We start from the raw sequence: 16317 nt of genomic DNA on the forward strand, positions 1-16317 counted from the left end.
TTATTACATTGCCCAGAGTGTTATCTGAACGAGAGATAGAAAAAAGGTTATATGGTTGTAGACATTGTTATCAGCTTCTCCATCCCAAGTGGTTAGATATGGTTGAGAGAGCAACCCAACAGATTATTTATCACTACTATTCTCTACCATGCAAGCGACGCACCTCATTAAACTTACTTCATCTGATCAGTAGATATTGGCCAAAAGAATACCAAGCTTTTGAATCAGCTACTCATATGGTTGAAACAACAGCTAAAATCGTCGATCATTTACTATTTTTTTTACCAGATCAGCGTATTACCAATCCTATTGTGTTATATGAACCGATGAGGGTTTGGAGTAATGCCTTACAATTACATGTACAATTCACCTTTGATCTTGTTGAACGTTCAAAGGACCACTTTATAATCAAAAGATTCATTATTCATGAAGATCCCTATATCTTAGAAACATACAAGTATATGCTAATATACCTATGCCATGAAGTTTTTAATGATTGGCCAGATCACATCGAATTCATCCATTTACTAACCGGAAAGAAAATAGACATATCTACTACGGAAATGAATGTACAGCAAGCGATTCATTATCTTAGTTTGATTAAAGATTCACAGTCTAGAAAACGTCTTTATCACCATTAATTTTTTGATGGTGATTTTTTTGTCATTTTTTGTTCGAAATTTCACGTGAGAAAATTCTTGACAAAGGATTTTTTCAATCATATAATCTGGTATTAATATAGCATTTATTACTTCGTTTATATCGAACCACCTATGAAAGGAAAAGTACTCATTTGCCGGGCAAAAAGAGAGGAGAAACCCTTAGGCTGAAAGGTTCTCTATGTTACGAAATGAGGAAAGACACCTGGAGGTTCTATGGCGAAAGCCTTATGGTGAGTAGACATAGACGTAGCCGGCGATAACGGTTAAATGAGTGGGTTAATCATTTTGATTTTCCAAAAAGGGTGGTACCACGGGAATTATACTTAGGCTAATCTCTCGTCCCTGACAATATTGGGTCAGTGGCGGGAGATTTTTCATTTTTAAAGCTCCTAAGAACACGGCGAAAGTAGTTTAAGAAGCGATGTAAGCCTGATTTATCAGGCATCTTCTATAAAATAAAGTGTACTTGATAAACGAAAAAGGAGGGCTTTGGATGAGCTATCGTGTTCCACGCGGTACGTTTGATATTTTGCCAGAAGAGGTCAATATCTGGCATTATATCGAAAGACAAGTGCAAGAGATTTGTCGCCGTTATCGTTATCGGGAAGTACGTACGCCTCTCTTTGAACACACGGAGCTTTTTGTTCGTGGTGTGGGTGATACGACCGATATTGTAGAGAAAGAAATGTATACATTTAATGATCGAGGAGATCGCTCATTAACCTTGCGTCCAGAGGGAACAGCTGGAGTGGTTCGCTCTTTTGTTGAACATAAAATGTATGGACAATCACTTCCATCTAAGCTGTATTATTTTGGACCTATGTTCCGTTATGAACGGCCACAAGCTGGACGGAACCGACAATTTCATCAGTTTGGTATTGAAGTATTTGGTAGTCATGACCCGGCGATTGATGTGGAAGTGATTGCAGTTGGGATGGACTTATTCAAGTCGCTTGGACTAAAAGAAGTAGAAGTAGAAATCAATAGTGTGGCTACTCCTGAAATTCGTCAGAACTATTTCGAGAAATTAATCGAATATTTTACTCCTTATCAAGAGGAATTAGCAAAAGATGCTAGAGAGCGTCTCCATCGTAATCCAATGCGCATTCTGGATAGTAAAGATCCACGTACAAAAGAGATTGCCGCAGATGCTCCATCGATTTTAGATTTCCTCGATGAAGAATGTCTTTCTTACTTTAATCAGGTGAAGCGTTATCTGGATCTATTAGAAATTCCTTATCGAGTCAATGATCGGCTGGTTCGTGGTCTTGACTATTATACACATACCGCATTTGAATTTGTTGTCGATATTCCTGGCGCACAAGCAAGTACTATTGGGGGCGGTGGTCGCTATAATGGACTTGTTCAAGAGATAGGTGGTCCTGAGATGCCAGGGGTAGGATTTGGCTTAGGAATCGAGCGTATTATTTTAGCATGTAAAGCACAAGGGGTAGAGTTACCTATTCATGACCAACTTGACTGCTTTATAGTAACCATTGGCGAAGAAGCAAAACTCCATTCAATTCAGTTACTTCATGACTTAAGACAAGCTGGACTCGCTTGTGAACGTGATTATTTAGATCGTAAAGTAAAAGGACAAATGAAAGCAGCAGACCGTGAAAATGCTCGTTTTGTCGTGATACTTGGTGAAGAAGAATTAGAACGGAAAGAAATCAATGTAAAATCCTTAGAAACAGGAGAGCAAGAGCAAATACCCTTGGATACAGTTGTCGACTATTTGATGAAGAAAACTCTAAAATAAGAGAGAGGAAGTGAAGAAAATGGAGGGTGTTATTCGTACACATCGAGCTATCGAATGTTCTAAAGAACTAATTGGAAAAACAGTCACAATAAATGGTTGGGTGCAAAAAAATCGTAATTTGGGAGGACTCTTATTTATTGATTTACGTGATCGTTCTGGTCTTATCCAAGTTTTATTCGATCCAGAAGTTGCACCAGATGCATTTGAAATTGCTTCTGAAATTGGTCGGGAATATGTCATTTCTGTGACAGGTGAAATAGTGGGACGTGATCCGAAAAATATCAACCCAAAAATACCTACAGGGGAAATAGAGCTTCAAGCTAGGCAAATCCATGTCTTTAACCCTGCGAAAACACCTCCATTTCCTATTGCGGATGATCGTGTTGATGTAGATGAGTCCATTCGTTTAAAATATCGTTATTTAGACTTACGTCGATCTAAAATGCAAGAAACCATGGTAATTCGACATCGAGCTATGCAATCCGTACGCCGCTTTTTAGATCGTTACGGTTTTCTTGAATTAGAAACTCCTATTTTAACGAATAGCACACCCGAAGGAGCACGAGACTATCTTGTTCCAAGTCGGGTTCATCCAGGTTCATTTTATGCCTTACCTCAGTCACCACAATTGTTTAAACAATTATTTATGGTGGCGGGGATGGAGCGATATTTCCAGTTTGCTCGCTGCTTCCGTGATGAGGATTTACGTGCAGACCGTCAACCCGAATTTACACAAATTGATATCGAAGCTTCCTTTATCTCACGTGAACAATTTCTAAGTTTAATGGAAGAAATGATCCAAACTTTGTTTAAAGAAACCATTAATGTAGACATTTCTATTCCATTCCCACGATTAACTTATCAAGAAGCCATGGAAAGATATGGTTCTGATAAACCTGACTTAAGGTTTGGTATGGAACTTGTGAGTTTAAATGAAATTTTGGCGAATACGTCGTTTAAGGTATTTGCTTCAACGATTGCAAATGGTGGTCAGATCAAAGCGATTAATGTAAAAGGATGTGCAGGTTGGAGCCGGAAAGAGATCGATAACTGGGGCAAAGTTGCGCAAAGTTTGGGAGCCAAAGGATTAGCATGGCTAGCTTATAAAGAAGAAGGAGTCAAGGGCTCGGTAGCTAAATTTTTGTCAGCTGAGGAAATCAGAGCGATTCAGCAAGCGACACAAGCCGAAACGGGAGACTTACTCTTCTTTGTTGCAGATCGACCACAAATGGTAGCTAATGTATTAGGTGAAATACGTGTGCGTTTAGCCCAGCAATTGGAGTTAATTGATCCAAATGTATTTAAATTTACTTGGGTAACCGAGTTCCCACTTTTGGAGTATGACGAAGAAGATGGACGTTACTATGCCAAACATCATCCATTTACAGCACCAATGACCGAAGATATCCCACTTCTAGAGACAAACCCAGATCAGGTTCGTGCCTATGCTTATGATATGGTCTTAAATGGATATGAAATTGGTGGCGGAAGTTCCCGTATTTATCAGCGGGATATTCAAGAGAAGATGTTTAAAGCCTTAGGGATTAGTTTAGAAGAAGCACAAGAAAAGTTTGGTTTTCTCTTGGAGGCTTTTGAATATGGTGCTCCTCCACACGGTGGGATTGCGTTTGGATTTGACCGTATTGTGATGTTACTCTCTGGTAGAAGCAATCTGAGAGACTGTATTGCTTATCCAAAAACAAACAGTGCAAGCTGCTTAATGACAGAAGCTCCTTCTTCGGTTGCTCAAGCACAGTTAGACGAACTTCATTTGAGAGTAAAAGAAGATAAAGAAATCACTACTAATAACTAATTAAAAGGTCATGTTAAATATATCCTAAACTTGCCTTGGTTTTAAATTTGTGGTAATATAATATCAATAAATGAGTCCTGCGATGTGCGTGTAAACCTGAATGTTTTGAGCCAACACCTTTAATACGGGAGCTTGGAGTCATTTGTCGGATTGGCTGCCGCTTATCGCCTAGCGGAACCATGAATTCAAGTGCAGAGCACCCACCTGCCGAGAGCAGGTTCAAAACTTTGGGAGTCACGGCATAACGGGACTCTTTTTTTATACATAAAATGGACCTTAAAAGGGAAAAATAATCTTATGAATGGAATTGTACCTCGTAGACAGAATTTAACTTAGGGGTCGATTGAATGAAGATAGGTGTAGATATTGATGGCACAATCAAGGACACACATCGTGCTGCTGTAGAAGTGTATAATGAAGAGCTAGATCAAGCGGTGCGAGTTGAAGAAGTAACTGACTTTTATTTGGATGAAGCATATGGTCTTTCCAAAAAAGAAGGCAAGATGCTATGGCGGAAATTAGAGGAGAAAATTTATTCATTGGGCTTACCTCTTCCTCATGCTGCAGAGGTTCTAAATGAACTTGAAAAACAGGGGCACGAAATTTATTTTATAACAGCAAGACCAGGTATGAAAAATATAGAAAAGGTAACAAGAAAGTGGTTAAAAAAGAATCATTTTCCTTATAAAGAGAATAATTTAATCATGAATTCACAAAATAAGGCAAAAATAGCGAAAGAAATAGGGATTGATTTGTTTTTTGAAGATGCACCTTTTCATTTAGATAAGTTAGTTGAAGAGGAAATCCCTACTGTCATCGTAGATGCTGTTTATAATCGAAACTATCCACACCCTCTAAAAAGAATAAAGGATTGGCGAGAGGTATATAACCTTATCCAGAAATAGAAAAACCGCAAAGCAATGGCTTGCGGTTTTTGATTGGCTATAAGCGTGGATCAATAAGTAAACGTTCAATTTCTTCTTTATGTTTAGTCTCATCTGCAAGCATTTCTTCTAATTTAATTTTTAACTCGATTTCTCCAAGCTGTTCAGATTGCTCAATGCGTGTTTTATATCGCTCAATCGTATCACGTTCAGCTTGTAATGTAGCTTGTAGCATCCCTTTTACATCGCTTATAAATTGAATGGGTTTTGCTTCCACATTGGGCTTCCCGCCCAATGTTGCAACTTTTTCAGCCAAATAAAGAGCATGACCTATTTCATCTTGAGCTTCACTAGTAAAAAAATCTTTCAATGTAAGCCTTGCCATTCCAGAAACAACAGCAGCATTATAAATGTATTGATGGATGGCTGATAATTCATAAGCTAAGTCTTCATTAAGTCCTGCAATAAGTTCTTGCATATTTGCATTCATGATTTGTATCATCCTCCCTGTGCTTTAGGATGCATCTTCATAGAAAAAAAATGTATGGCGATTTAATCCTATTCTTTTTACCTTTTTTGATATTTGACCCAATTCCATGGAAATGGTATGTTAGAGTTATATTATATGGAGCTGTTACACAATAAAAAAAGATCAATAACTGAAATATGGAAAAATTAGTAGTACGTACAATAATTTATGAATGTTGATGATAGTGAGGATGGTCAATAAATGAAATGGGTGAAAGGTGCCTTCAGTTGGCTACTTTCTATTGCTACAGGGATCATTGTAGCCCTGCTGATAAGTATATTTATATTTCAACCAACTGAAGTAGTGGGAAGCTCGATGGAGCCTACATTACAACCCAACCATCGTATTTATATTTCTAAGCTACCACATACTTTTAAATATGAACCGGAATATGAAGACATTGTTATTATTGATAGTCGAGTGGATCGTCCGCGTACTTTTAAGGACGATTTGCGTGATAACTTCTTTTTTAATATTTTATCAGGAGCACAAGATCATACGATTTGGGTGAAAAGAGTCATTGGAAAACCTGGAGATGTGTTGGAATTTAAAAATAATCAAGTTTACCGAAATGGAAAGCCTATTAATGAACCTTATATCAAAGAAGAAATGATGTATGCTTCTGATGAAAAGATCATCGTTCCCAAAGACCATATTTTTGTGATGGGAGATAATCGAAATAATAGCAGGGATAGTCGGGAAATTGGTCCTGTCCCGATCGATCATGTACTAGGAAAGAAGCTTTTCTAGCCAAAACATCCAGCCATATTGGCTGGATGTTTTTTATATCCAATTACTCTTTGTCTTTATCTTGTTTCACCCAACTAATAAATTCTTTTAATTTCCCTTCATATCCATAAGAAGTAGGATGATAAAATGTTTTCCCTAAGTGTTCAGCGGGTAAATATTGTTGTTTGACATAACCTCGTGGATAAAGATGAGGATAAAGATATCCTATTCCTCGACCTTGTTCTTTTGCTCCTTTAAAGCTGGAATCTCGTAGATGAGCAGGCACTTCTCCGAGTGTCTCATTCATGACTGTATCCATAGCATCGTTAATTCCTTGATAAACAGCATTACTTTTGGGAGCAGTTGCAATATAAACGGCTGCTTCGGCTAGAGGAATCCGAGCTTCCGGCATCCCAATGGTTTCAACAGCATGGGCTGCAGCAGAAGCGATAAGTAAAGCGCGTGGATCTGCTATACCAACATCTTCAGCTGCATGAATAAAAATGCGTCGTGCAATAAACCGAGGATCTTCTCCAGCATGGATCATTTTTGCTAAATAATAAAGAGTTGCATCAGGATCAGAGCCTCGCATACTCTTAATAAAAGCAGAAATGATGTCATAATGGTTGTCCCCATTCTTATCATAACGAACTCTCTTTTTCTGAATAGATTCTTCCGCGATAGAGAGTGTAATATGACGAACTCCCTTTGGATTGGGTGTAGTAGTAAGCACTGCCAGTTCCAAAGCATTCAACGCTTGGCGAATATCCCCACCAGCTACTTGAATCCAGTGATGTAAAGCCTCCTTATCCATCTCAACTTGATACTCCCCTAAGCCTCGATCTTTATCCCCTAAGGCACGCTCTAAAATCATTTTCATTTCCTCTTCACTTAAAGGATTTAAAGTGAAGAGTAAGGATCGTGAAAGTAGTGCAGCATTAACTTCAAATGAAGGATTTTCAGTAGTAGCACCAATTAAAATGATGGTTCCATCTTCAACATCAGGTAGTAAGGCATCTTGTTGTGCTCGATTAAAGCGATGGATCTCATCGATAAATAAGACAGTTCGTTGATGATACATGTGCAAACGTTCTTTTGCATTCTTTACAATCTGTCTGAGCTCTGCTACTCCAGAAGTGACGGCATTAACTGCTTCAAAAAAAGCTTTGGATGAATTCGCGATGACTTGTGCCAAAGTTGTTTTTCCTGTACCAGGAGGACCATAGAAAATTAAGGATGTAAGTTGGTCTGCTTCAATAGCACGACGTAAGAGTTTACCTGGTCCGATGATATGTGATTGGCCGACGACTTCACTTAAAGTACGTGGTCTCATCCGAGCGGCTAATGGTGCCTGTTTTTTTTGCTCTTGTTGTGAAGCATAGGTAAATAAGTCCATATTTTTTTGACCTCCTACTCTACTTTTCTTGCAGATTTTTATTTATTGTGGCAGAATAAGTGACAGTTTGGAATTTATATATTTATAAAATAAGCCTATAGCGGGAGTTAGTAGGGAAACGATGAGTGGCTGATTTTAAGAGGGCAACCTCTATAAGTATGTTTGGTTGTATCATTCAATAAAAAACTTAAATCGTGTATAGATGAAAGTATAGCATTTGTATTAGATTAATTCCTCTATCAGAGTTTCTAAGTTCTATGCAGTTGTTTGACTTGATCAGATTGAGAGTAAGTTTAAAGCGATGAGAGAATCGCTCATCAATGATCTAAGGGTGACGGAATCATTCCTTTGTTAAAAGATGTTAAAAATTATAAAGAGGGTTCAGTTTATGCATGTCAAACATAAACAGAGTGGAAAAAATTTGCTGTATTATTATGATAGAATTTGTCGCTATCTCTTTTTCTTTACCGGGTTGTGGTTATTAGCAATTGGAACGGTTTGTACCATCAAAGCGGAACTAGGCGTATCACCTTGGGATGTATTCCACATTGGACTACATTTGACTACTTCCTTTTCGATCGGATTTTGGGTTATTGCAGTCGGCTTCTTCATAGTTGGGGTAACATCTCTTATGAGTCGTAGATTACCGCAAATCGGTACATTACTCAACATGATTTGTGTAGGTTCTTTTGTCGATATCATTGTCTACTTGGATGTTATTCCTAAAGTGCATAGTTTATTTGAAAAGAGCTTATTACTAATCATTGGTATTTTAATAAGTGCCATAGGAGTAGGAATGTATATCGTACCTAAAATAGGGGCTGGCCCACGTGATGGTTTTACATTAGAGCTTTCTAAACGACTTCACTGGTCGATTCGGCTCGTTCGTACTATAATGGAAATTATGGTTGCGGTGATCGGGTGGTTTTGTGGTGGACCAGTTTCTATAGGAACACTCTTTTTTTGCTTTTTGTTTGGTCCGCTTATGCAACTAGCCATTGGATGGAATGAAAAATGGCTGCAATTTTGTCTTAAACGAGGTGTTTAATTTGAAAATATCTACAAAAGGGCGGTACGGTTTAACCATTATGATGGATTTGGCAACTAATTATGGAAAGGGCCCAATCCCATTAAAAAGTGTAGCTGAACGACATGAGTTATCCGAGCATTATTTAGAACAACTTATTGCACCATTACGAAATGCTGGGCTAGTACGGAGTGTTCGTGGGGCATATGGTGGCTATAAATTGGCAAAACCACCTGAAGAAATTACAGCAGGAGATATTATCCGAGTATTAGAAGGTCCCATTCGTTTAGTTGAAGCCTCCTCTGACGATCATCCAGGACAAAGGGATCTTTGGAAGAGGATCCGAGATGCGATTGCTCGAGAACTAGACTCCACATCTTTGGCTTCGCTCATTGATTTTGATAATAACGGAGATAATGAAAGATATATGTTTTATATCTAGCCACTAAGACTGATTTAGCAGGTGAATATTTATGGCAATTTATTTAGATCATGCAGCAACTACGCCAATTGACCCTCGTGTTCGTGAAGCGATGATGCCTTTTTTGGATGATTTTTTTGGTAATCCTTCAAGTATACATCAGTATGGGAGAAAAGTACGGCTAGCTATTGACCAAGCAAGGCTACAAGTAGCAGAAGCGCTTCAGGCAGATCCCAGTCGAATTATTTTTACAAGTGGAGGAACCGAAGCAGATAATTTAGCGATTATGGGGGTAGCTGCTTGGTATAAAGAACAGGGAAAAAACCATGTGATTACTTCACAGATTGAGCATCATGCTGTGCTTGATACTTGTAGATACTTAGAAAAAATCGGATTTGATGTCACCTATCTACCTGTTGATTCAACTGGGGTAGTTGATGTAGAAGCACTACGTAAAGCGATCACACCGAAAACATCTTTGATTTCAATTATGTATGGAAATAATGAAGTGGGTACGATACAACCCATTGAGGAAATAGGAAACATTGCACACTCGTATGGAATCGTTTTTCATACCGATGCAGTACAAGCTTTTGGATTAATCGACTTCCAAATCGAACGTTTGCCCGTAGATTTAGTAAGTGTTTCCGCACATAAAATCAATGGGCCCAAAGGTGTAGGAGCATTATATTTTTCAAAAAAAGTACATTTACTCCCACGCGTATTTGGTGGTACTCAAGAAAAAAGAAGAAGAGCAGGTACTGAAAATGTACCTGGAATTATCGGTTTTGGACACGCAGCAAAGATTACGAAAGAAAATAGATTAGCCCATCAAGAAGAAATGTGGCAATTACGTAAACTGTTTTTGTCAGAGCTAAAAAAACAAGAGATTCATTTTGTTGTGAACGGTCATCCTGAAAATGTATTACCACATATCTTAAATATTAGTTTTCCTGATATCGACACCGAGACCATGCTTATCAATTTTGACCTGGAAGATATTGCTTGTGCGAGTGGATCTGCTTGTACATCAGGAGCGCTTTCTGTATCCCATGTTTTAGAAGCGATGAGATTGCCTCAAGATGTTACAAATTCAGCGATTCGTTTTAGTTTTGGAAAAGGCAATACGAAGGAAGAAATAAAGCAAACAGTAGAAAAAACAGCGAAGATTATCCGCAGACTGACGACTTCCTAGGGAGAAGGTAACTTTATATAGAGAAAGGAAGAGAGACCTTGAATCTCAATAAAATGGAAGATTGGGAAAAAGAAGTTGAAAATATCAATTGGAAGTCGATGCTCCAAGATATTGATGAAGCACTTTTGGATAATTTAGCCGTGGAAATTGGTTTTCGAACCTATGAACAACTTGAAGATGCTTCAGAGATCGTCGTTGATGATTATTATATTTGCCATCTATCAGATGGACGCTGGGTTTGGTGGAACCCGAAAGAATACGCGATAAAAGATCCAGAGTACTTTCATAGCAAAGATGAGATTAAAGCATATATTGCTGACTTTTTGCAGCTGGATCAGGATCGCATCATGCAACTTAAAGAAGGGCTAGACCAAGTACGACAATCCCGGAAGTGTCTGTTTTGCGAGTATGAATTTGATCTGAATGATGAGAAGCGCAAAAGTTGGTTGGAGAAGTTTGTAGATCATTACCAGTTTTGTTCAGAAGAATGTGCTCATGAGAAGATCAATATGAAAGTAACAGAGTAAGTAAATAGATAATTGGGACAGACATTTTTGAAACTATTTTCGCCAGCCTTTTTTGGACAATTGGAAGAGAGGTTGGCAGTCCCTTCGGAAGATAGAAGCGATAGTCTGTTGCTTCATGGCCTCAAAATAGAGGTCATTTTTTTCAAAGGGTGTGTCTTATATGACCCAAACACAGCTTGAACTGTTTACGGAAAGTTATATTAAGGGAACTTTTATTCAGGAAATTTTTTATAATGAAGAGAATGGTTATGGTGTTTATCTATTAAAAATCATGGAAACTTCATTATCATTGGATGAGGAATCTATAATCATTGTTGGGCAATTTCTACGTCCTCACTTGGAAGATGAAATCTATACTTGTTATGGGGAATTACGTAAACATCCGCGTTTTGGACAACAGTATTATGTTCACCAAGTCAAAAAGGAACTTCCTCGTTCAGAAGAAGCGATTGTCAAATATTTATCTAGTGATTTATTTCCGGGAATTGGGAAGAAAACAGCGAAGCGAATTGTTGAACAATTGGGGATAGATGCTTTAGATCGGATATTGGTAAATCCAGATATCTTAATGGAGATCAAAGGAATTTCTGCATCACGTGCACAGGAAATCGCGGGTTATTTGCAAGAGCATCACGCTTTAGAACAAGCGATGGTTTTTCTTTACCATTTAGGCTTAGGACCTGCACTTGCTTTAAAAATTGTACAGATTTATAAACACGAAACGATTTCCGTGATCAAGAACAATCCCTATCGGCTTGTTGATGAGGTAGAAGGTATTGGCTTTCGTCGTGCAGATGAACTTGCACGCCAACAAGGATTGGTTGAAGATTCACCTGCTCGATTTCGTGCTGCTGTCCTATATGTTTTGCATGTTGCTTCCCAATCGGAGGGACATGTTTATTTAGCCAAAGAAGAGTTATTGAAACGGGTCGATTCTCTTACTGGAGAAGGGATTTTCCCTGAGGAAGCATATCAAGAAAATTTGCAAGCGATGATTCTAGAGGAAAAAATCTTTGTTGAGGACGAAAATTACTACTTACCATCCTTATTTTATGCAGAAGTGGGAATGGCACGACGAGTGAAAGATTTATTGGATCAAGAACTGGATCAAACTTTCCCTGTTGCAGAGATTTATCGGGTGATTGGTGAAATAGAAGAGGAGTGGCAAGTAAGTTATGCTGATCGGCAACGTGAGGCGATGATAACTGCACTCGCTTCCCCATTAATGATTTTAACAGGGGGACCGGGAACGGGAAAGACAACGGTTATCAAAGGAATTTGCCAAACCTATGCACGTTTACATGAATGTTCAATTGATCCCAAAGACTATGATGGATCAGAAGATTCCTTTCCGATTCGTTTAGTAGCACCAACGGGCAGGGCAGCAAAGCGAATGTCAGAAGCAACAGGACTACCAGCAATGACGATTCATCGACTATTGGGTTGGAAAAGAGATTTTTTTGAGCATGATGCTAAAAACCCGATCACAGGCTCTCTACTCATTGTAGATGAAGTATCTATGCTAGATATTTGGCTGGCAAATCAGCTGTTTCGAGCGATTCCCAAGGGGATGCAAGTGATATTAGTAGGAGACCAAGATCAGCTTCCTTCAGTAGGACCAGGTAAGTTACTCTACCATCTGTTACAGGTACAAGCGATCCCTCGTGTAGAACTATCTGAAATCTTTCGCCAATCGGAAGGGTCTTCCATTATTCGGTTAGCACATGCGATTAAAAAAGGGGAAGTGCCAGACGACTTATTGGAGCGATTCCCAGATCGACGTTTTTTTACATGCAAGCGTGATCAAGCTCTTGCTATTGTTTTGCAAACTTATGTTAGTGCTATTAAACGCGGCTATACGTTATTTGATGTTCAAGTTCTTGCACCGATTTATAAAGGACCTGTGGGTGTTGATCGGATCAACCAAGAAATACAGCAAGCGATTAACCCAGCAGATTCTAGTAAGAAAGAACTCTCTTGGGGAGAATTTACATTTCGATTAGGTGATAAAGTTTTACAATTAGTAAACCATCCAGAGCATCCGGTTTATAATGGAGACATGGGTATGATAACAGCGATTGATGAAAAGGCAGGACCTGAGCAACCAGCATTATGGGTACTATATGATCAACAGCTTGAAGTTCCCTATAAACGAAGTCAACTTAATCAAATTGCTTTGGCTTATGCTTGTTCTGTTCACAAAGGGCAAGGTTCCGAATTTGCAATTGTTATTTTCCCTATCCTACAAGCTTATCGTCGTATGCTAGAGCGTAATTTAATCTATACTGGGATTACACGTAGTAAGTCTTATTTGATATTATGTGGCGAGCAAGAGTCATTTCGAGAGGGAATTAAGCAGCAGCGTGGAGAAGATCGGAATAGTCGTTTAAAAGACTTAATTGAAGAAGAATGGTAAAAAAGAAACCTAGAATGATAGCTTGCTTATCATTCTAGGTTTTATATTATTTGACTTAGAATTGTCCCACTCGAATCGTTAGAGTTGATAATGATTAATATCGACACCTAATGCTTGTGCTAGGCGTTCACCATACTCACGATCAGCACGATAGAAATTGCAAATAGCTAATAGTTTCGTTTGTTCATTGACATGCTTGAGGTCATTGACTAAGTTTTTGATTAAGTTGGCTTTTTCTGCCTCACTAAAGGAGCGATACCGTTCACCGGCTTGGCGGAAATTTAGGGTTTGTGCAATTTTTTGACGTCCTCTATTTCCGTGTAAAGGAGTTTCACTTTCGATATACTCTGGAGATTCTTTTGGTGTTTCTTTATAGCGGTTAGGCTCATAGTTGATAGTAGAAATATCAGTTCTAGTTTGCATATTTCCGTCGACTTGATAATTGTGAACTTTAGTAGCATAAGGGCAGTTAATCGGTAAATTCAAATAGTTAGGTCCGATTCGATGGCGTTGTGTATCTGGATAGGAGAACAAGCGACCTTGTAGCAATTTGTCTTCAGATGGTTCAATTCCTGGAACTAATGCACTTGGTGAAAAAGCAGATTGCTCTACTTCTGCAAAGTAGTTTTGTGGATTGCGATTGAGTGTCATACGCCCAACAAGTTGTAGAGGATAAGTTTGTTCACACCATACTTTGGTTGGATCTAAAGGATCAAATTCGAATTTATCGATGAACTGATCAACTTCTTCAACAGGTAAAATTTGTACATAAAGATCCCAAGAAGGGAAGTCCCCTTGTGCGATATGTTCAAATAGATCACGGGTTGCATGATTAAAGTCTTTTCCTTGAACCTCTTTTACTTCCTCTGCACTGAAATTTCTTACACCTTGCAGTGGCTTCCAGTGATATTTTACATAATACTGTTTACCTTCTTGATTAACCCATTTAAAGGCATGAACACTAAACCCTTCCATTTGGCGATAGTTTGCTGGAGTACCATAGTCAGAGAATACCCATGTCATCATATGGGTTGATTCAGGTGATAGAGTCATAAAATCCCAATAACGATCAGGGTCTTGAATATTGGTATCCGGTGCAGGTTTTAGAGAATGAACCATATCTGGGAATTTGATTGCATCACGAATAAAAAAGACAGGAAGATGGTTACCCACAAGATCGTAGTTTCCTTCCTCTGTATAGAACTTGACAGCAAAGCCACGTGGATCCCGTGCGGTCTCAGGTGATCCTGTACCATGAATTACCGTAGAGAAACGGACAAATACGGGAGTTTCTTTGCCAACTTCTTGTAAAAAATGGGCTTTGGTGTATGATTTCATACTTTGACTAACTGTAAATATACCATGTGCTCCTGCTCCACGAGCATGCACAACACGTTCAGGAACTCGTTCACGATCAAAGTGGGCTAACTTTTCAATCAAGTGGTAATCCTCTAATAATATAGGACCTCGTCTACCAGCAGTTAGCGAGTTTTGGTTGTCTCCAACAGGTGCACCTTGATTGGTTGTAAGTCGTTTGTGTTGAGACATTCTCATTTCCCCTTTTTATTTAATATCTATTGATAATAAGTATTAAACGATAATTATTATCACTATATCTTAATAATAATTATAAATAGATAATGAGTCAAGAGAAAAAAATAGAAAAGTAAGGTTGAATATACTAACTATTTAGTTCCCTTTCTCCCGCTAAATAATTGTTTTTTTGAGCAGGTGTAAAGTGAAAAAAGGTAGTCCCTTATATATAAGATTGGGTCATGAATCCGAAAAAGCCGATCCAAAGCCTTTAGCAGCCATCGATTATTCTTGCTTTGTATTCAACATGAATAATATTAAAACCCGTATCATTTTCAACTTGATACGGGTTCTTTTTTTAGGAAGGGCTTATATCCATATATTTTTTTAAGGTTATCATCGAGTAGGGATAGGTAAACTTCTTTCAGCCCTTAATTTGGTCTTCGATCATCTAACCAATCTTTTCCCTGAACTTTGCCTGTCGCAGCCATAAGTACAGATAAATGTTCTTGTCCATCAATTCCTAAAAATTGGTTCATTTCTTTATCAAACCAATGCCCAATCGTACAAACACCTAATCCTAATCCATTTCCAGCAAGATGTAGATTTTGGGCAATGTGACCTACGTCCCACCAGATATAACGATAAGCACGCTCGTTATATTTATGCCGAGTTCGATTGACAACTGCTGTCCAAACAAAGTTGACTGCAGCTCTTTTTGCTACCTCTTGCTCTTCTGTGACCTCATAGGAAAATGAAGAGAAATCACCCATTTTTAACCCTTCTAAGCTCCAATCCTTGACGTTTAAATGATATAAACCTTTTTCTAATCCTTCGACACGATGAATAATAAGGTAGGTCTCGATCGGATATAGAGCTCCAGCTGATGGGACGGTACGAAGTTGATAATCACCAAGATCTGCAGTGATTCCTTGAGTTCCCCAAAGTAATAAATTCAATTCATTGAGACTTATGGGTTCATTAGTAAAATTCCGTTTGGATCGACGATTCTTTAAAACGTTCCATAAGTTAATGGAATCAGGAAATTCAGGTTGTCCGAGGGGAATAGTAAATAAAGTATTTTGATATGTTAAATAAGGTTTAGGTCTTTTTGAATAGTCGTATTTTGAGCTCCAGCCCTTTTCTAATTCCCCATAAGCATATGAAGTAGCTTCGATAAATTCATTACAGATTCGTTGCCAGTCTGGGTGCATCATTGATTCCTCCTGTTTTTATAATATTAAAGCCCATAATCATGATTTTATTTGCTGTTCTCCGTTTCTGTTTCACTGCTAAAAAAATTAAGGCATCTTTAGCATTTCCTCTTTAAAGCATGTTGCATCATTCGATTGAAAATCCAGATCATCCCTGAAGGAAGTCGCACAATCGTATTTGTGTAGAATCAACTTATGCGCCAACCCTT

The 16317-nt window shown here is 38.4% G+C and carries 14 protein-coding genes, 1 other RNA gene and 1 other annotated feature; of the genes, 11 read left to right on the forward strand and 4 right to left on the reverse strand.

The annotated features are described in order from the left end of the window. The first annotated feature begins 8 nt into the window (after nucleotides 1–8). The 5 genes from DL897_RS06640 (at nucleotide 9) to DL897_RS06660 (ending at nucleotide 5142) form a co-directional block, all read left to right on the forward strand. Complete coding sequence (locus tag DL897_RS06640; RefSeq protein ID WP_145962202.1) at nucleotides 9–641, forward strand: hypothetical protein; 633 nt, start codon at nucleotides 9–11, stop codon at nucleotides 639–641. 123 nt (nucleotides 642–764) lie between these two features. After that, nucleotides 765–1009: a binding site (T-box leader), on the forward strand. A gap of 146 nt (nucleotides 1010–1155) precedes the next feature. Continuing rightward, a complete protein-coding gene (hisS, locus tag DL897_RS06645; protein WP_113658363.1) occupies nucleotides 1156–2424 on the forward strand; it encodes a histidine--tRNA ligase in 1269 nt (422 codons plus the stop codon). A 19-nt stretch (nucleotides 2425–2443) separates the two neighbouring features. After that, a complete protein-coding gene (gene aspS, locus DL897_RS06650; protein ID WP_113658364.1) occupies nucleotides 2444–4237 on the forward strand; it encodes an aspartate--tRNA ligase in 1794 nt (597 codons plus the stop codon). 71 nt (nucleotides 4238–4308) lie between these two features. After that, a non-coding RNA gene (ssrS, locus tag DL897_RS06655) (6S RNA) lies at nucleotides 4309–4492 on the forward strand. A gap of 92 nt (nucleotides 4493–4584) precedes the next feature. Next, nucleotides 4585–5142, forward strand: a complete 558-nt coding sequence (locus DL897_RS06660) for a 5' nucleotidase, NT5C type (protein ID WP_113658365.1) — start codon at nucleotides 4585–4587, stop codon at nucleotides 5140–5142. 37 nt (nucleotides 5143–5179) lie between these two features. Here the strand turns inward: DL897_RS06660 and DL897_RS06665 are convergent, their stop codons facing one another. Further along, the gene (locus tag DL897_RS06665) at nucleotides 5180–5611 is read right to left on the reverse strand and encodes a ferritin-like domain-containing protein (protein ID WP_113658366.1); all 432 of its coding nucleotides are present in this window, start codon (nucleotides 5609–5611) and stop codon (nucleotides 5180–5182) included. A gap of 240 nt (nucleotides 5612–5851) precedes the next feature. Between DL897_RS06665 and lepB the strand changes: the two genes are divergently transcribed. After that, complete coding sequence (gene lepB / locus DL897_RS06670) at nucleotides 5852–6400, forward strand: signal peptidase I (RefSeq protein WP_113658367.1); 549 nt, start codon at nucleotides 5852–5854, stop codon at nucleotides 6398–6400. A gap of 43 nt (nucleotides 6401–6443) precedes the next feature. Here lepB and DL897_RS06675 read toward each other — a convergent pair whose 3' ends face one another. Further along, on the reverse strand, nucleotides 6444–7775 hold the full coding sequence (locus tag DL897_RS06675; RefSeq protein WP_113658368.1) for a replication-associated recombination protein A: 1332 nt from the start codon (nucleotides 7773–7775) through the stop codon (nucleotides 6444–6446). Nucleotides 7776–8163: 388 nt separating this feature from the next. On the opposite strand from DL897_RS06675, the gene DL897_RS06680 reads away from it, so the two are divergent. From DL897_RS06680 to recD2, 5 genes are all read left to right on the forward strand, one after another. Further along, on the forward strand, nucleotides 8164–8823 hold the full coding sequence (locus DL897_RS06680) for a YczE/YyaS/YitT family protein (protein ID WP_113658369.1): 660 nt from the start codon (nucleotides 8164–8166) through the stop codon (nucleotides 8821–8823). A gap of 1 nt (nucleotide 8824) precedes the next feature. Continuing rightward, nucleotides 8825–9244 carry a cysteine metabolism transcriptional regulator CymR gene (gene cymR / locus DL897_RS06685; RefSeq protein WP_113658370.1) on the forward strand — a complete coding sequence of 140 codons (420 nt, stop codon included), beginning with the start codon at nucleotides 8825–8827 and terminating at the stop codon, nucleotides 9242–9244. A 31-nt stretch (nucleotides 9245–9275) separates the two neighbouring features. Next, entirely contained in the window at nucleotides 9276–10418 is a 1143-nt protein-coding gene (locus tag DL897_RS06690; RefSeq protein ID WP_420824116.1) for a cysteine desulfurase family protein, read from the forward strand. A 38-nt stretch (nucleotides 10419–10456) separates the two neighbouring features. Further along, entirely contained in the window at nucleotides 10457–10945 is a 489-nt protein-coding gene (locus tag DL897_RS06695) for a hypothetical protein (protein ID WP_113658372.1), read from the forward strand. A gap of 160 nt (nucleotides 10946–11105) precedes the next feature. Further along, the gene (gene recD2 / locus DL897_RS06700) at nucleotides 11106–13361 is read left to right on the forward strand and encodes an SF1B family DNA helicase RecD2 (protein WP_113658373.1); all 2256 of its coding nucleotides are present in this window, start codon (nucleotides 11106–11108) and stop codon (nucleotides 13359–13361) included. A 78-nt stretch (nucleotides 13362–13439) separates the two neighbouring features. Here recD2 and DL897_RS06705 read toward each other — a convergent pair whose 3' ends face one another. Continuing rightward, entirely contained in the window at nucleotides 13440–14909 is a 1470-nt protein-coding gene (locus DL897_RS06705) for a catalase (protein WP_113658374.1), read from the reverse strand. 416 nt (nucleotides 14910–15325) lie between these two features. Then, nucleotides 15326–16108: a SagB/ThcOx family dehydrogenase gene (locus DL897_RS06715; protein ID WP_113658376.1), complete on the reverse strand. Its 783-nt coding sequence runs from the start codon at nucleotides 16106–16108 to the stop codon at nucleotides 15326–15328. Nucleotides 16109–16317 lie beyond the last annotated feature (209 nt).

The organism is Thermoflavimicrobium daqui (assembly GCF_003313465.1).
GTDB classification, from domain to species: domain Bacteria; phylum Bacillota; class Bacilli; order Thermoactinomycetales; family Thermoactinomycetaceae; genus Thermoflavimicrobium; species Thermoflavimicrobium daqui.

Coding starts and splice junctions, on each gene's coding strand:
- aspS (WP_113658364.1), top strand. CDS start 2,444: ATGGAGGGTGTTATTCGTACACATCGAGCTATCGAATGTTCTAAAGAA.
- DL897_RS06690 (WP_420824116.1), top strand. CDS start 9,276: ATGGCAATTTATTTAGATCATGCAGCAACTACGCCAATTGACCCTCGT.
- DL897_RS06665 (WP_113658366.1), bottom strand. CDS start 5,611: ATGAATGCAAATATGCAAGAACTTATTGCAGGACTTAATGAAGACTTA.
- DL897_RS06705 (WP_113658374.1), bottom strand. CDS start 14,909: ATGTCTCAACACAAACGACTTACAACCAATCAAGGTGCACCTGTTGGA.
- recD2 (WP_113658373.1), top strand. CDS start 11,106: ATGACCCAAACACAGCTTGAACTGTTTACGGAAAGTTATATTAAGGGA.
- DL897_RS06680 (WP_113658369.1), top strand. CDS start 8,164: ATGCATGTCAAACATAAACAGAGTGGAAAAAATTTGCTGTATTATTAT.
- lepB (WP_113658367.1), top strand. CDS start 5,852: ATGAAATGGGTGAAAGGTGCCTTCAGTTGGCTACTTTCTATTGCTACA.
- DL897_RS06660 (WP_113658365.1), top strand. CDS start 4,585: ATGAAGATAGGTGTAGATATTGATGGCACAATCAAGGACACACATCGT.
- DL897_RS06675 (WP_113658368.1), bottom strand. CDS start 7,775: ATGGACTTATTTACCTATGCTTCACAACAAGAGCAAAAAAAACAGGCA.
- hisS (WP_113658363.1), top strand. CDS start 1,156: ATGAGCTATCGTGTTCCACGCGGTACGTTTGATATTTTGCCAGAAGAG.
- DL897_RS06715 (WP_113658376.1), bottom strand. CDS start 16,108: ATGCACCCAGACTGGCAACGAATCTGTAATGAATTTATCGAAGCTACT.